Origin of the sequence: Amycolatopsis sp. NPDC005232 (assembly GCF_040607795.1) — a bacterium.
GTDB lineage: Bacteria > Actinomycetota > Actinomycetes > Mycobacteriales > Pseudonocardiaceae > Amycolatopsis.
Genome location: NZ_JBEXHL010000002.1, coordinates 556,162 through 570,801, shown reverse-complemented (window position 1 = coordinate 570,801; position 14,640 = coordinate 556,162). Strand labels below are relative to the sequence as shown.

General features: G+C 69.2%; 12 protein-coding genes and 1 tRNA gene. 8 read left to right on the top strand and 5 right to left on the bottom strand.

Annotated features, from left to right (window positions below; translation table 11 throughout):
• Window positions 1–19: 19 nt before the first annotated feature.
• From ABZU76_RS06410 to ABZU76_RS06375, 8 genes are all read left to right on the top strand, one after another.
• Entirely contained in the window at window positions 20–2,206 is a 2,187-nt protein-coding gene (locus ABZU76_RS06410; protein WP_354865635.1) for a zonular occludens toxin domain-containing protein, read from the top strand.
• A 395-nt stretch (window positions 2,207–2,601) separates the two neighbouring features.
• On the top strand, window positions 2,602–3,870 hold the full coding sequence (locus ABZU76_RS06405) for a hypothetical protein (protein WP_354865633.1): 1,269 nt from the start codon (window positions 2,602–2,604) through the stop codon (window positions 3,868–3,870).
• A gap of 56 nt (window positions 3,871–3,926) precedes the next feature.
• A complete protein-coding gene (locus ABZU76_RS06400; protein ID WP_354865631.1) occupies window positions 3,927–4,406 on the top strand; it encodes an NUDIX hydrolase in 480 nt (159 codons plus the stop codon).
• Window positions 4,403–4,570: a hypothetical protein gene (locus ABZU76_RS06395; protein ID WP_354865629.1), complete on the top strand. Its 168-nt coding sequence runs from the start codon at window positions 4,403–4,405 to the stop codon at window positions 4,568–4,570. The genes ABZU76_RS06400 and ABZU76_RS06395 overlap by 4 nt, the downstream gene beginning before the upstream one ends.
• A complete protein-coding gene (locus ABZU76_RS06390) occupies window positions 4,567–5,514 on the top strand; it encodes a bifunctional DNA primase/polymerase (protein ID WP_354865627.1) in 948 nt (315 codons plus the stop codon). Before ABZU76_RS06395 ends, ABZU76_RS06390 begins: the two co-directional genes overlap by 4 nt.
• Window positions 5,515–5,538: 24 nt before the next feature.
• On the top strand, window positions 5,539–6,570 hold the full coding sequence (locus ABZU76_RS06385; protein ID WP_354865625.1) for an AAA family ATPase: 1,032 nt from the start codon (window positions 5,539–5,541) through the stop codon (window positions 6,568–6,570).
• A gap of 252 nt (window positions 6,571–6,822) precedes the next feature.
• Complete coding sequence (locus tag ABZU76_RS06380) at window positions 6,823–7,056, top strand: helix-turn-helix domain-containing protein (RefSeq protein WP_354865623.1); 234 nt, start codon at window positions 6,823–6,825, stop codon at window positions 7,054–7,056.
• A complete protein-coding gene (locus ABZU76_RS06375) occupies window positions 7,040–8,200 on the top strand; it encodes a site-specific integrase (protein ID WP_354865621.1) in 1,161 nt (386 codons plus the stop codon). The genes ABZU76_RS06380 and ABZU76_RS06375 overlap by 17 nt, the downstream gene beginning before the upstream one ends.
• A 70-nt stretch (window positions 8,201–8,270) precedes the next feature.
• Here ABZU76_RS06375 and ABZU76_RS06370 read toward each other — a convergent pair.
• The 5 genes from ABZU76_RS06370 to ABZU76_RS06350 form a co-directional block, all read right to left on the bottom strand.
• A tRNA-Ile gene (locus ABZU76_RS06370) sits at window positions 8,271–8,344 on the bottom strand.
• Window positions 8,345–8,394: 50 nt separating this feature from the next.
• A complete protein-coding gene (locus tag ABZU76_RS06365) occupies window positions 8,395–9,060 on the bottom strand; it encodes a DUF3566 domain-containing protein (protein WP_354865619.1) in 666 nt (221 codons plus the stop codon).
• A gap of 35 nt (window positions 9,061–9,095) precedes the next feature.
• Window positions 9,096–11,717 (bottom strand): DNA gyrase subunit A, encoded by a 2,622-nt coding sequence (gyrA, locus tag ABZU76_RS06360; RefSeq protein ID WP_354865617.1) that lies wholly within the window; start codon window positions 11,715–11,717, stop codon window positions 9,096–9,098.
• A 48-nt stretch (window positions 11,718–11,765) separates the two neighbouring features.
• Window positions 11,766–13,733 carry a DNA topoisomerase (ATP-hydrolyzing) subunit B gene (gene gyrB / locus ABZU76_RS06355; RefSeq protein ID WP_354865615.1) on the bottom strand — a complete coding sequence of 656 codons (1,968 nt, stop codon included), beginning with the start codon at window positions 13,731–13,733 and terminating at the stop codon, window positions 11,766–11,768.
• A gap of 197 nt (window positions 13,734–13,930) precedes the next feature.
• Complete coding sequence (locus ABZU76_RS06350; protein WP_255638571.1) at window positions 13,931–14,464, bottom strand: DciA family protein; 534 nt, start codon at window positions 14,462–14,464, stop codon at window positions 13,931–13,933.
• Window positions 14,465–14,640 lie beyond the last annotated feature (176 nt).

The following is a 14,640-nucleotide window of genomic DNA, read 5'->3' as shown; positions in this document are numbered from 1 at the left end:
CGGCGGAGAGGACACCACCATGACCACCAACGACACCACCACCCCGGCCGGCGGCGAGTTGGCCACCGTGCACCACCTGCCGACCCGCACCGACCCGGGCGAGGCGATCGAGGGCGAGGTGCTCACCGAAGACGAGTACCAGGCGCGCATGTCGCAGAAGGAGCTGGCGCAGGCTCGGTGGGCCGGCTACCGCAACGACGTCGTCGTGGTCGCCCGCACGGCGAAGAAGGTCGCGAAGCACAAGCGCACCAAGGCCGCGTTCCGTCACGGCGTGGCCTACCCGACCGCCGGCGTCAAGGTCGTCTCGCGCCGGTGGCGCGACACCCACGGCGCGAACCGCTACGAACGGATGATGCGCGCCGCCGAAGCGGCCGGCGAGCACGACAAGCTGCTCGAATGGGAGTCCCGCGACGTGGCGGAGAAGCAGCGCCGCCACGACCGCACCATGGACTGGCTCAAGGCCCCCGGCCAGTGGATCAAGGCCGCGGTAATCGGATCCGCCGGGCTGACCGGGTTCCTGCTGGTCCTGGGCATCATCCTCGCGATCAACGAGGGCGACGCCGGCGAGATCCTGGCCCCGATCACGGGGGTGTTCGACGCGGTCGCGTTCGCGGTGTGGTTCCTGACCACGTACGGGGTGGTCCTGCTGGTCGCCGGCACCGTGGTGGGTGTGGGCTACCTGTACCAGCAGGGCCGCAAGCACGGCGAGATGCCGACGTGGCTCTCCACGCCGGTCGAGGGCGACACGATGGACGAGCTGCCCGACGAGAACACGATCCTGAACGCGCTGAAGAACCTGAACATCCCGGGGTTCAACCGCGCGGTGAAGGAGGGGTGGCGGATCAAGTTCATCACCCCGCCGCATAAGGACGGCAAGGGCTGGCGCGCACAGGTGGCGCTGCCGCCGGCGTGCACGGTCGAGGAGATCGTGAAGCGCAAGAACACGTTGGCGCACAACCTGGTCCGCTACCCGCGCGAGGTGTGGCCGACCGAGCCGCAACCGTCTGTTTTGGACCTGTGGGTGGCCAAGCCCGGTGCCCTGTCCGGGCCGGTCGACCCGTGGCCGCTGCTGGACGACCTCGACAACGCGCAGGCCGACTACTTCGCCGGCGTCCCGGTCGGCGTGACGCTCAAGGGCGACGTGGTCCGTGGCCGGCTGAACGAGGCGAACTACGCCCTGGGCGGCATTATGGGCTCGGGCAAGTCCACCATGGCGATCAACCTGGTGTCGGGTGCGATGCTCGATCCGCTGGCCGAAATCGACGTCGTGGTGATGGCCGAAAACGCCGACTACGAACCGATGAAGCCGCGACTGCGCTCCCTGACCACCGGCGCCAACGAGGAAACCGTCGACGCGTGCCTGAACCTGCTCTACGAGCTGTACGACGACCTGTCGGTGCGGGGCAAGCTCATCAAGGCCGACGGCACCGAGCGCTCGATCACCCGGGAACTGGCCGAAAAGGACGCTCGCCTGCGCCCCCGGGTCGTGGTGATCGACGAGTGCCAGAACCTGTTCATGGGCAAGGACGGCAAGAAAGCGATCGAGGTCGCGTCCAAGCTCATGAGCACCGCCCGCAAGTACGCCATCACCCTGATCTTCCTCACGCCCGAGCCGTCGAAGGACGCGCTGCCCCGCAAGATCACCTCCGTGGCCAGCAACAAGGCGTGCTTCGCGATCGGCGACCAGCTGGCGAATGACGCGGTGCTCGGTACTGGGTCCTACAAGGCCGGGATCTCCGCAGTGGGGCTCACCCCGAAGACCGACGAAGGCCCCGGCGATGTCGGCACCTGCATGGCCCGCGGCTTCACCGCGCAGCCCGGCCTGCTGCGCAGCTTCTACATCAGCCCCGAGCAGGCGACCAAGGTCACCAAGCGCGCGATGGAACTGCGCGCACAGGTCGCGCCGGCCGCCGCGCCGGTCACGGTCCGCGCCGAACGCGTCGACCACCTCGCCGACATCGCGAGCGTGCTCGGCACCGAAGCGCGGATGCGGACCCAGGAAGTCCTGCACGGTCTCACGCAGCTCGACGGCGGCACCTACAAGGGCTGGACGTTCGGCGACTTGCAGGAGGCGCTGCCCGAGTCCGCGAAGCCCTACAAGACCGGCGGCAACATGCAGGTGTCCGCGGCCCGCGTCCGCGACGCCATCGCAGAGCGTGACGAAAACGCGGCGCTCGACGCGGACGAGGACGGGGGAGCCGAGTGAGGGAGGCACCGAATCCCGGGGAGTTCTCCCTCACTGCCTCCCCGGGACCCGCCTCCCTCACCTGAACAGCAACGACAACCCCTGAGGGAGTCGAGGGAGCCACTCCCCGAACCCCCTGATCACCCACCGAAAACCCACTTTCACACCGCGTGACGCGGGTCCCTCCCCGGACACCGCGCTACCCCACCCATGCCAAAAACAGACACACACCGTCACCACGCCCACAGGGGACGTGACACCGAAGGGAGCACCGCATGTGCCGCTCATCTGCTGGAGGAGGCCGCCGCTGCGCCGGCGGATCGAGCCGATCCCGCGCCCACGCCTCCCTCCGCCAACGCGTCTCCCGCGCCGGCCGCGCCGTCTCCAACGCCACCGCGGCCGGCGATCCCGAAGCCGTGACCAGCGCCAAAGCCCGCCTCGCCGAAGCCAAAGAGGCCCTCGCCGCCCACAACACCGCCCACCGCACCGAACAGGAGTCCCGTATGGACAGCCACCAGCCCACTCCCGCGCAGCCCACGCAGAACACCGCAGGTCAGCTGAGGGACGTGACCGACGACCCGTTCGCCGCGACGCTGCGCCGCCGCGTGCAGGAGGCCCGTCGCGCCGTCGACAAGGCCATCGCCGCCGATGACCACGACGCGTTCCCCAGCGCCAAAGCCCGCCTCGACAAGGCCACTCAGGACTTCAATGACCACAAGTCCCGCATCGACGAGTACGACGACGCCGCGGGCAGCACCGCAGATCAGGCGAGGGACGTGACGCCCGAGGACGCCCCCACCGCGCGGCCGAACCCCCGCCAGCACATCGGCGGCACGATCACCGGGGTTGCGGTCGGCGGCGACCACACCGGCTACATCAGCGCATCGATCACCGACCCCGACCCGGCCGGCGGCCCGCACGTCATCGTGGGCGGCGACCACACGGGCACCACCCACGTCACCATCCGCGGTCGCGACGGCGCGGTCACCCACCACGAGGACGGGGACGTGACAGGCGCCAAGGCGGCACCGTCCACTCCGAACACCCCGCCCGCGGCGAAAACCCCCAAGCCCAAGGCGAAGCAGACCAGCACGCGACGGCAGCCCCGTAAGGGCAGCGGCACCCGCCGCCGGCGCTCGGAGTCCGACGTCGTCGTGCACCCCCGGTCGACGACCCCGCCGCCGCCCACCCCGCCGAACCCCCACCAGTCCGAGCACGACGAGATCCGCGCGCTCTGGCAGTCCTTCAAGGCGCCCGAAGCCCGCGCCGCCAAGGTGTCCACTCCGGACAACCCGCCGCCGGCACCCAAGGACCACCAGGGCCCGCGGCACGAGCCACACAGCGACACCGGCTCGCGGCACGAGCGTGAGCAGGCCACCAGCGAGCAGCCGCGGGTCACCGACTACACGGCGCCCGACGGGACGCGCTTCACCAACTACGCCGCGCCGGGCGCGACCGTCGGCGCGCAGATCGGTGTCATGCACGGCCCGACCACCTTCACCTCCGGTGGCGACTTCGACCCGTTCAGCGGACCGCGCAGCAACACCACCACCTCCGACGCGTCGCGCTCCGAGCGGGAGCGGGCCGCCGGTGACTCGCGCACCACCGCTAGCGGCAGCGACTACGTCGAGCAGCAGATCGGGATTCAGTACGGCCCGACCTTCTACGGCAAGAGCAGCCAGTGAAAACCCCTGCACCGCATGGGGACGTGACACCAACCGCACCGAAGGGAACCGATGTGATGGCCGACAACCACGACACCGTCGAGCAGGCGCGCCTTACCGGCGACGTCGTCGCGTTCGCTGAGCGCTCCGGCATCTGGCACGTGCTCATGATCCTGCGCCGCTGGGAGCCGTTCGAGGGCTACTGGGCACTCCCGGGTGGGCACGTCGACCCCGGCGAGACCTTCCGCGAGGCCGCGGTGCGCGAGTTCCGCGAAGAAACCGGCCTGCTGGTCGAGCGTTTCGGTGAGGTCGGTGTGTACGACCAGCCCGGCCGCGACCCGCGGGGCCGCTACGTCACCGGGGCGTTCTGGACCGTGCTGCACACCCTCGTGCGCCCCACCGCCGGCGACGACGCGCGCCTCGCCCGGTGGCTCCCGCTCGCGTGGGTCCTGCGCAACCGCGACCGGATCGCGTTCGACCACCCCCGCATCATCACCGACGCCGCCCACCGGGTCGACCTGCCCACCACGACGACCGGACCGGAGGAAACCCGATGAGCAGCAAGCCGTTTGTGCACCGTGGCAGCAAGTCCTGGTGGTCCGGGAAGGTCACCACGCTCTGCGGGCTCGTGTTCGAGCCCGGCGAGGCCAAGTCGTCGTGGTTCACGGGTCCGGCCTGCCCCGCCTGCGAAGCCATCCGTCAAGCCAAGAACGGGAAGTGACCACTGTGGACACCGAACTCATGTCGGCCGCGCTCGACGCCGCGGCCCGGGGGTGGCACGTCTTCCCGCTACGGCCCGGCACGAAGCGGCCCGCGGGGCACGGCGAGCACGACTGTCCCGCCACCGGCCGGTGCGCCGATGGACACCGCACGTGGGAGCAGCGCGCCACCACCGACCCGGACAAGATCCGCGCCGCATGGACGCAGGCCTTCTATGGGATCGGCCTGGCCACCGGCCCGTCCGGGCTGTGCGTGATCGATCTCGACACCGCCAAGCCGGGCGAGCAGGTGCCGGCGCGGTGGGCCGCGCAAGGCGTGACGTGTGGGGAAGACGTGCTCGCCGTGCTCGCCGAAGAGGCCGGCGAGGAACTGCCCGGGGACACCCTGACCGTGCGGACGCCGTCGGGCGGTCTGCACCTGTACTACCAGGCGCCGGGGGACGTGACGTTGCGCTCCACCGCGGGCGAGCGCGGCAACGGTCTCGGCTGGAAGGTCGACACCCGCGCGTGGGGCGGCTACGTCGTCGCCCCGGGCACGTCGATCGGGAGCGACCGGTACGGGTTCCTGTTCGACGGCACGGTCGAGCCGCTGCCCGGATGGCTGGTGCAGCGGCTCACCCCGAAGCCGCTGCCCGCGCCGCCGGCGCTGCCGGTGCGGCCGGCAGGCAACCGGCGAGACAAGTACCTGACCGCCGCGATCAAGGCCGAGGCCGGGAAGGTCGCCGACGCCAGCACCAACCGCAACGCCACCCTCTACGGCGCCGCGCTCGCGCTGGGGCAGCTCGTGGCCGGCGGCGCGCTGACCGAGGACGAGGTACGCGCCGCGCTGCTCACGGCCGCGGGCCGGCACACCGGTATCAGCCAGTTCACCCGCCGCGGGGCCGAAGCCACCATCACCTCCGGTCTCCGGGCCGGCCGAAACCGGCCCCGCACCATCGCCGCCTGACCGTCGATCCCGAGGGAGACCACCATGACCACGCCCCGGCCGCTGGCCGCCGTGCCGACACCGCCCGCCCGCCGCACCCGATGGACGGATGCGGAGCTGATGCGAGAGGAGTTCCCCCCGGTCAAGTGGGCCGTTCCCGGCCTGCTCGCCGAAGGGGTCAACATGCTGGCCGGCGCGCCGAAGCTGGGCAAGTCGTGGATGTCCCTCGGGATCGCCGCGGCCATCGCGAACGGAGACCCCGCCTTGGGCTCGATCGAGGTCGAGCGCGGCCCGGTCCTCTACTGCGCGCTGGAAGACACCGGGCGCCGGTTGCAGCGCCGCCGAAAGCAGATGATCGCCGCCGGCGGCCGGGCCGCACCGTTCCTCACCCTCGAAACCTCCTGCCCCACCATGAACGCCGGCGGGGAGGAAGTCCTGCGGGAATGGCTCACCGAGAACCCAACCGCGCGGCTGGTCATCATCGACACGCTGCAGAAGATGCGCGGCCCGGTCATTCCCGGGGCATCCGCCTACGCCTCTGACTACGCCGCCGGCGCCCGCTTCAAGGACATCGCCGACGAGTTCAGCGTGCCATTCCTGCTCATCCACCACGTCCGCAAACAGGACGCCGACGACTGGCAGAACATGGTGTCCGGCACCGCCGGGCTCACCGGCGCCATGGACGCCACGCTCGTGCTCGAACGCGCCCGCGGGCAGGCCGACGGGGTGTTGCACGTGACCGGGCGCGACGTCGAGGAAACCGACTACGCCATGACCTTCGACGCCCACGCCGGCGCCTGGACCAAGCTCGACGGCCCCGCCGGCGACCACCTCGTCGCCGACACCCGCGCCGACATCCTGCGCCTGCTGCGCGAGCACGGGCCGCTCAAGCCTTCCCGGATCGCCGAAGCGCTCGACCAAGTCCCCAACACCGTCCGCAAGACCTGCGCGCGCATGGCCGACGCGGGACAGCTGCACAAGACCCCGGACGGCACCTACAGCGCCCCCGACGGCGGGGACAGCCGGGACACCCCCGAGGTGTCACACCTGTCCCCGCTGTCCCTCAACGGCACCTGACCAGCGAAAACCGGTGTGACAGCAAGAGGGACACCCCAAAGACCTGTCACACCCCCGCCGTCACGGTGACACCCGTGACCACCCCGCACCTGTCACACCTGTCACCCCTGTCCCTCAACCGGCCCTGACCTGCACAAACACCAGTGACACCCCGAGTGACACCCCACCAGCCCTGTCACTCGCCGACCGAGAGGAGCACGCCGTGTTCGAGGCCGCCGCACCCGCCCAACTTCACGACGCAAAGGGACCCTCATGGACGCAACGATCCTGCCGCTCGACGTGCCGGCCCGGCACCTCTACCGCATCCCGGAAGCCATGCGGCTGCTCTCAATGAGCCGCTCCGTGATCTACGAGCAGTTGCGCGCCGGCCGCCTCTTCTCCGTGAAGGAAGGTCGGGCCCGGCTCATCCCAGCCATCGCCATCAAGCAGTACGTGGACCAGCTCATCAGCGAAGCGGAGGTGACCGGCTATGGCCAAACGGCGTAGTCGAGGCGACGGCGGGCTCTACTGGGACGAGGAACGGCAGCGCTGGACAGCCGAAGCCACGGTCGGCTACCGACCGGACGGAAAGCGCATCGTGCGCAAAGCGCGCGGCCTCACGAAGACCGAAGCGAAGGACAAGCTCCGGGAGATGCTGCGCGAGATCGAGGACGGCGTACCGGCCGAAGCCCGCAACTTCACCGTGGCCGACGCGGTGACGGACTGGCTCGAGTACGGCTTGCCGCGGCGAAGCCAAGCGACGCGGGACAAACTCACCACGCTCGCGAACAAGCACGTGATTGGCCGCCTTGGAGCCAGGAAGCTGCGCGACCTGAGCGCCGACGACGTCGACAAGTGGTTGGCGGAACGTGCGAAGGTCCTCTCCACTCGGACGCTGCGCGAGGTGCGCTCGATCCTCTTGCGAACGGTCAACCGGGCACAGGCGCGCGAGAAGGTGAAGCGGAACGTCGTGCTGCTCTGCGAGCTGCCCGAGGGCCGCGCCGGACGGCCGTCCAAGTCACTCACCTTCGAGCAGGCGGAGGCTGTGCTCGCTGCGGCGGAACACACTCAGCTGCGGGCGTACGTGGTGCTGTCGCTGCTCGTGGGTGCCCGCACCGAGGAGTTGAGGGCCCTCACGTGGTCGCACGTTGTCTTGGAGGCCGCAGGCGAGGCTCTGCCGTACGTCATGGTGTGGCGGTCAGTGCGCGAGCACGGCGACACCAAGACCCGGAAGTCGCGGCGCTCGCTCGCGCTCCCACAGCGGTGCGTCGAGGCCTTACGAGTCCAGCGCGCGAAGCAGGACTTCGCGCGGCGCGTCGCCGGCGATCGGTGGCGGGAGACCGACCTGGTGTTCGCGTCCGACGTCGGCACACTGCTCGACGCTGCGAACGTTCGGCGAGCCTTCCGCAAGGTGGTGCAGCGAGCTGGTCTGGACCCAAAGGACTGGACACCCCGAGAGCTGCGGCACAGCTTCGTCTCACTGCTCTCGGACCGCGGGATGCCGATCGAGCAGATCTCGCGCCTGATGGGCCACAACGGCACCGCAGTCACCGAACTGGTCTACCGGCACCAGCTTCGCCCGGTCGTCGAGCACGGGGCGGAAGCCATGGACGAGATTTTCGGGGACGGAGAGGAGAACGGAGCGGCTTAGTCACCCAGTTAGTCACCCAGGCACAAAAAGGCCCGGTTCGCGACCTCTGCGAACCGGGCTTTGACCTGGGTGGGCCCACCAGGACTTGAACCTGGGACCTCTTCGTTATCAGCGAAGCGCTCTAACCACCTGAGCTATGGGCCCGTCGAACGAAGGGAACTTTACAGGACCCCCGGAGGGGCCCTGCAACCGGGTTACTCCCTTTCCGACAGGGTCACTTCGAGGCCGCCGGCCAGGTCGGCGGACACGTTGTAGATGAAGGCGCTCACGGTGGCCAGGGCGGAGACCAGCACGATGTTGATCGCGCCCAGGATGGCGGCGATGCCGAACACGCGGCCGGCGCTGATGAGGGGCTCGGTGGACGCGTTGGCGCCCTCGCCGCCGACCAGGGACGAGTAGGTGCCGTTCAGTTTGTCCCAGACGCCCATGCCGTCGAGGACCGTGTACAGCACGCCGACGGCGACCAGCCACACGAAGAACATGGCGACGCCCAGGACGAGCGACAGCTTCAGCACCGACCAGGGGTCGAAGCGCTTGATCTGCAGCGACGCGCGGCGCGGGCCGCGGCCCGGGCGGCGCAGGGCGCTCGGGGTGGGGCGCGTGCGGCCGGCCGGGGGGACGTCGGCGGCGGCCGGGGGCGCGCCCTCGGCTCCGAAGAGCCGGGGCGCGGCCGTGCCGCTCACGGCGGTGTAGTCGGTCTCGCTCACGCGCGGTCCGTCCTGCTCATGATCCGAGTAGACCACATCCTCGGTGGCGATCCCGGTCGAAACCGTCGCCTCCGAATCGCCGCCGCCGTCCTTGGCGGTGCGCTGCCAGGGTGGGCTCGACGACGTGCCGTCTGCCTTCTCGGATGGTGTCACGAAGAGTCAGTCCTTACCCGTGCGTGGGGCGCCGCTCACTGCTCCGGCGCCGTGCCGTCTTCTTCCGTGCTTTCCTCGGGCGCGGTGGTCACCTCGCCGTCGACGGCGGGGGTCTCCCCAGCCTCGTCCACCGACGCTTCCGAACTATCCGAAGCGTCCGTGGTCTCCGCGGAGTCCTCGCCACCATTGGCGACGTCCGAACCCTCGTCCGCGTTGCGTGCGACCGCGAGAAGAGTCGTGCCATCCGCCAGATTCATCAGCCGCACGCCCTTGGTCTGGCGCCCGGCCTTGCGCACGTCGCGCGCCGGCGTGCGGATGACCCCACCGCTCGAGGTGATGGCGAACAGCTCGTCGTCCTCGTCGACGATGAGTGCACCCACCAGCCTCCCACGTTTCGTGTCGTGCTGGATGGTCAGCACACCCTTGCCGCCGCGGCCCTGCACCGGGTAGTCCTCGATCGGCGTGCGCTTGCCGTACGCGCCGTCGGTCGCGACCAGCAGGAACTTGTCGGGCTTGACCACGCTGATACCGAGCAGTTCGTCGCCGTCGTTGAACCGCATGCCGAGCACACCGGACGTCGCGCGGCCCATCGGGCGCAGCGCCTCGTCGGTCGCGTGGAAGCGGATCGACTGGCCGCCGGCCGACACGAGCAGCAGGTCGTCCTCCGCCGCCGCCAGCACGGCGCCCACCAGCTCGTCGCCTTCCCGCAGGTTGACGGCGATGAGGCCGCCCGCGCGGTTGGAGTCGAAGTCGGTGAGCTTGGTCTTCTTCACGAGCCCCTTCTGCGTAGCCAGCACCAGATACGGCGCCACCTCGTAGTTCGGGATCTCGATGACCTGGGCGATCTGCTCGTCGGGCTGGAACGCCATCAGGTTGGCCACGTGCTGTCCGCGCGCGTTGCGGTTGGCCTCGGGCAGGTCGTACGCCTTCGTGCGGTAGACGCGGCCCTTGTTCGTGAAGAACAGGATCCAGTCGTGCGTGGAGCACACGAAGAAGTGCTGCACGATGTCGTCCTGCTTCAGCGTGGCGCCCTGGACGCCCTTGCCGCCGCGCTTCTGCGAGCGGTACAGGTCGGTCTTCGTGCGCTTCGCGTAGCCGGTGCGCGTGATGGTGACCACCACGTCCTCGACCGCGATGAGGTCCTCGATCGACACCTCGCCGTCGAACGGGATGATCTTCGTGCGCCGGTCGTCGCCGTACTTGCCGACGATCTCCATGAGCTCGTCGCGGATGATCGAACGCTGGCGCTCCGGCTTCGCGAGGATGTCCTTGAGGTCCGCGATCTCCAGCTCGATCTCGGCCAACGTGTCGATGATGCGCTGACGCTCGAGGGCGGCCAGCCGGCGCAGCTGCATGTCGAGGATGGCCGTGGCCTGGATCTCGTCGACGTCCAGCAGTTCCATCAGCGCCGGCCGCGCCTCGTCGGCCGAGGGCGAACGCCGGATCAGGGCGATGACCTCGTCGAGCAGATCCAGCGCCTTGACCAGACCGCGCAAGATGTGCGCACGCTCTTCGGCCTTCTGCAGGCGGAACTTGGTCCGCCGGACGATGACCTCGACCTGGTGCTTCACGTAGTGGCGGATCATCTGGTCGAGCCGCAGCGTGCGCGGCACGTCGTCGACGATCGCCAGCATGTTCACGCCGAAGTTCTGCTGCAGCTGGGTGTGCTTGAACAGGTTGTTCAGCACCACCTTCGCCACAGCGTCGCGCTTGAGCGTGACCACGATCCGCATGCCGGAGCGGCTGTTGGACTCGTCGGCGATGTCGGCGATGCCCGTGAGCTTGCCGTCGCGCACCAGGTGCGCGATGTTCTCGACGAGGTTGTCCGGGTTCACCTGGTACGGCAGCTCGGACACGACGAGCGTGGTGCGCCCCTTCGCGTCCTCCTCGACCTCGACGACCGCACGCATGCGCACGGAACCGCGGCCCGTACGGTACGCGTCCTCGATCCCGGAGGTGCCGAGGATCATCGCCTTCGTCGGGAAGTCCGGGCCCTTGATGCGCGTGAGCAGCGCGGCCAGCAGCTCGTCGTCGGACGCCTCGTAGTTCTCCAGCGCCCACACGACGCCGTCGGCGACCTCGCGCAGGTTGTGCGGCGGGATGTTGGTCGCCATGCCGACCGCGATGCCGGAACTGCCGTTGACCAGCAGGTTCGGGAACCGCGCCGGCAGCACGTTGGGCTCTTGCGTGCGGCCGTCGTAGTTGTCGCGGAAATCGACGGTGTCCTCTTCGATGTCCGCCAGCATCTGCATCGCCAGCGGCGCGAGGCGCGACTCCGTGTACCGCATGGCGGCGGCGGGGTCGTTGCCCGGCGAACCGAAGTTGCCCTGCCCGTCGATGAGCGGGTAGCGCATCGACCACGGCTGGGCCAGGCGCACGAGGGCGTCGTAGATCGCCGAGTCACCGTGCGGGTGGTAGTTGCCCATGACGTCGCCGACGACGCGGGAGCACTTGTTGTACCCGCGGTCCGGCCGGAAACCGGAGTCGAACATCGAGTAGAGCACGCGCCGGTGCACCGGCTTGAGACCGTCGCGCACATCCGGCAGCGCCCGCGCCACGATCACGCTCATGGCGTAGTCGATGTAGGAACGCTGCATCTCCTGCTGGATGTCGACCGGCTCGATGCGGTCGTGTTCCGGCGGCAAGGTTTCCGTCATGGGTTCCTTCTCGGGGAAAAAGTCTGGGCTGGCTGGAGTGGCGGACGGCTACACGTCCAGGAAGCGCACGTCCTTGGCGTTGCGCGTGATGAACGAGCGCCGGGCCTCCACGTCCTCGCCCATGAGAACGGAGAACAGGTCGTCGGCCTGCGCAGCGTCGTCGAGGGTGACCTGGCCCAGCAGGCGGTTGGCCGGGTCCATCGTGGTCTCCCACAGCTCTTCGGCGTTCATCTCGCCGAGGCCCTTGTAGCGCTGGATCGCGTCGTCCTTCGGCAGCCGGCGGCCGGCCTCGACGCCCGCCTGGATCACGGCGTCGCGCTCCTTGTCGGAGTACGCGTACTCCGGGTCCTGCCGCGGCCACTTGATCTTGTAAAGCGGCGGCCGCGAAAGGAACACGTGGCCGTGCTCGATCAGCGGGCTCATGAAGCGGAACAGCAGGGTGAGCAGCAGCGTGGTGATGTGCTGGCCGTCGACGTCGGCGTCGGCCATCAGCACGATCTTGTGGTAGCGCAGCTTCGAGAGGTCGAAGTCGTCGTGGATGCCGGTGCCCAGCGCCGTGATCAGCGACTGGACCTCGGTGTTCTTGAGCACGCGGTCGATGCGCGCCTTCTCCACATTGATGATCTTGCCCCGGATGGGCAAGATCGCTTGGTACATCGAGTCGCGGCCTTCCTTGGCCGAGCCGCCGGCCGAGTCGCCCTCCACGATGTAGAGCTCGCACTCGCCCGGGTCGTTGGAGCGGCAGTCCTTGAGCTTGCCCGGCAGGCCGCCGATCTCCAGCGCGCCCTTGCGGCGCACCAGGTCCCGCGCCTTGCGGGCGGCCATGCGCGCCTGCGCCGAGGAGATCGACTTGTTGATGATCGTCTTCGCCTCGTTGGGGTTGCGCTCGAACCAGTCGCCCAGCCACTCGTTCGACTGCTGCTGCACAAACGTCTTCGCTTCGCTGTTGCCCAGCTTCGTCTTCGTCTGGCCCTCGAACTGCGGCTCGGACAGCTTGATCGAGACGATGGCGGCGAGACCCTCGCGCACGTCATCGCCGGTGAGGTTCGCGTCCTTCTCCTTGAGCAGCTTCTTCTCGCGCGCGTACGCGTTGACCACGCGCGTGAGCGCGGCGCGGAAGCCCTCTTCGTGGGTGCCGCCCTCGTGGGTGTTGATCGTGTTGGCGAACGTGTACACCGACGGCGTGAACCCGTTGTTCCACTGCATCGCGACCTCGACCTCGAGGCCGACGCCCTTCGCGTCGAAGGAGATCACGCTCTCGTGGATCGGGTCCTTGCTGCCGTTGATGTGGCGGACGAAGTCCTCGAGCCCGCCGGGGTAGCAGTAGACCTTCTCCTTGACGCGGGCCTGCTTGCCCTCCGCGTCCGCTTCGGTCTCCTCGTCGGCCACGCGCTCGTCGCGCAGCGACAGGGTGAGGCCCTTGTTGAGGAAGGCCATTTCCTGGAGGCGACGCGAGATCGTCTCGAAGTTGTACGTCGTGGTCTCGAAGATGTTCGAGTCGGCCCAGAAGGTGATCGTGGTGCCGGTGTTCTCGGCGGGGCCGAGGTCCTCCAGCGGGCCGGCGACCTGATCCGTGTAGAGCTGACGCCAGCTGCGGCCGCCGACCTTGATCTCCGCGAGCAGCTGAGTCGACAGCGCGTTCACCACCGAGACGCCGACGCCGTGCAGGCCGCCGGACACCGCGTAGGAGTCGCTGTCGAACTTGCCGCCCGCGTGCAGGATGGTGAGCACGACCTCGAGGGTCGGCTTCTTCTCCTTGGGGTGCATGTCCACCGGGATGCCGCGTCCGTCGTCGACGACCCGTACCCCGCCGTCGGCGAGGAGAGTAACCTCGACCTTGGTGGCGAAGCCGGCCATCGCCTCGTCCACGGAGTTGTCCACGACCTCCTGAACCAGGTGGTGGAGACCGCGCTCACCGGTGGAGCCGATGTACATACCGGGGCGCTTGCGGACCGCTTCGAGGCCTTCGAGCACGGTGATGGACGACGCGTTGTACTCGCTCTTGTTCTCGGTCACCGGCGTTGTTTCTCCTCGTCTCGCCCGAGCGGACGCTCGCTACTCCTCCAGTGTACTTGCCCGCGCGTGCTGACATGCGGCAAGGACACCCCTCACTGCGTCACAGAGCCGCGAAATCGCTCGAAGGCGAGTCAGGTCGTAGCTCGCGGGCTGTCAAGCGGTTCTCGGGGAACTCACCCGCCGACGCGCAACCGGAGTCAGCCGTACGTGTCACGAGGCCCGCGACCCGGCACGACCCGTGGTCCTTTCCGCCAGCTCGGCGCCGTCGGACCCTGGATCCGCATGCGTTTCACGACGCCGTTGCCGACCCCCGCGGCGATCTTCGCGATGAGCTTGCTCTGCAGCAGCCGCAGCTGCGTGGCCCACGCCGTGGAGCTCGCGCGGACGGTCAGCTCGCCGTCCTTGAGGCTCACCGGCTGGGCGTGTTCGGCGACGTCCTCGCCCACGAGCCGGGCCCACTGCCCGAACACGCGCGCGTTGGTCATCGTGTCCTGCCAGCCGCTGTCGGAGACCAGCCGCGAGACGAGCCGGCCGACCGGCTGCGGGTCGCGCGCGTCGGCCCCGGGCCCTGACCAGCGACGACGGCGCGGGTTCTGGCCCCCGCCGCCCGTGATCCGGCCGCGGCGCAGGTTCGGCGGAGCACCGCGTTCCTTCGCCTTGGCCTTCGCGGCCTCGAGCGCGGCGTGCGCCAAGTCCCGTCCGGAGGGCTTCCCGTTCGGCCCAGCGGACACATCACGCTCGGTACCTGAATCACGCGTCCCACGTGGGTGATTGCCCGTTCGGGAGGTGTCAAGGCCCTCATCAGGCCGTTTCGTCACGCGCGGCGATAACCCATTCCCCGGTTTATCCACACTGTCCACAGGTTTGTCCCCAGATCGGTGGGTAACTTCTGTGACCGCGGTCACCC

Coding starts and splice junctions, on each gene's coding strand:
- ABZU76_RS06380 (WP_354865623.1), top strand. CDS start 6,823: ATGGACGCAACGATCCTGCCGCTCGACGTGCCGGCCCGGCACCTCTAC.
- ABZU76_RS06395 (WP_354865629.1), top strand. CDS start 4,403: ATGAGCAGCAAGCCGTTTGTGCACCGTGGCAGCAAGTCCTGGTGGTCC.
- ABZU76_RS06375 (WP_354865621.1), top strand. CDS start 7,040: ATGGCCAAACGGCGTAGTCGAGGCGACGGCGGGCTCTACTGGGACGAG.
- ABZU76_RS06400 (WP_354865631.1), top strand. CDS start 3,927: ATGGCCGACAACCACGACACCGTCGAGCAGGCGCGCCTTACCGGCGAC.
- gyrA (WP_354865617.1), bottom strand. CDS start 11,717: ATGACGGAAACCTTGCCGCCGGAACACGACCGCATCGAGCCGGTCGAC.
- ABZU76_RS06410 (WP_354865635.1), top strand. CDS start 20: ATGACCACCAACGACACCACCACCCCGGCCGGCGGCGAGTTGGCCACC.
- ABZU76_RS06385 (WP_354865625.1), top strand. CDS start 5,539: ATGACCACGCCCCGGCCGCTGGCCGCCGTGCCGACACCGCCCGCCCGC.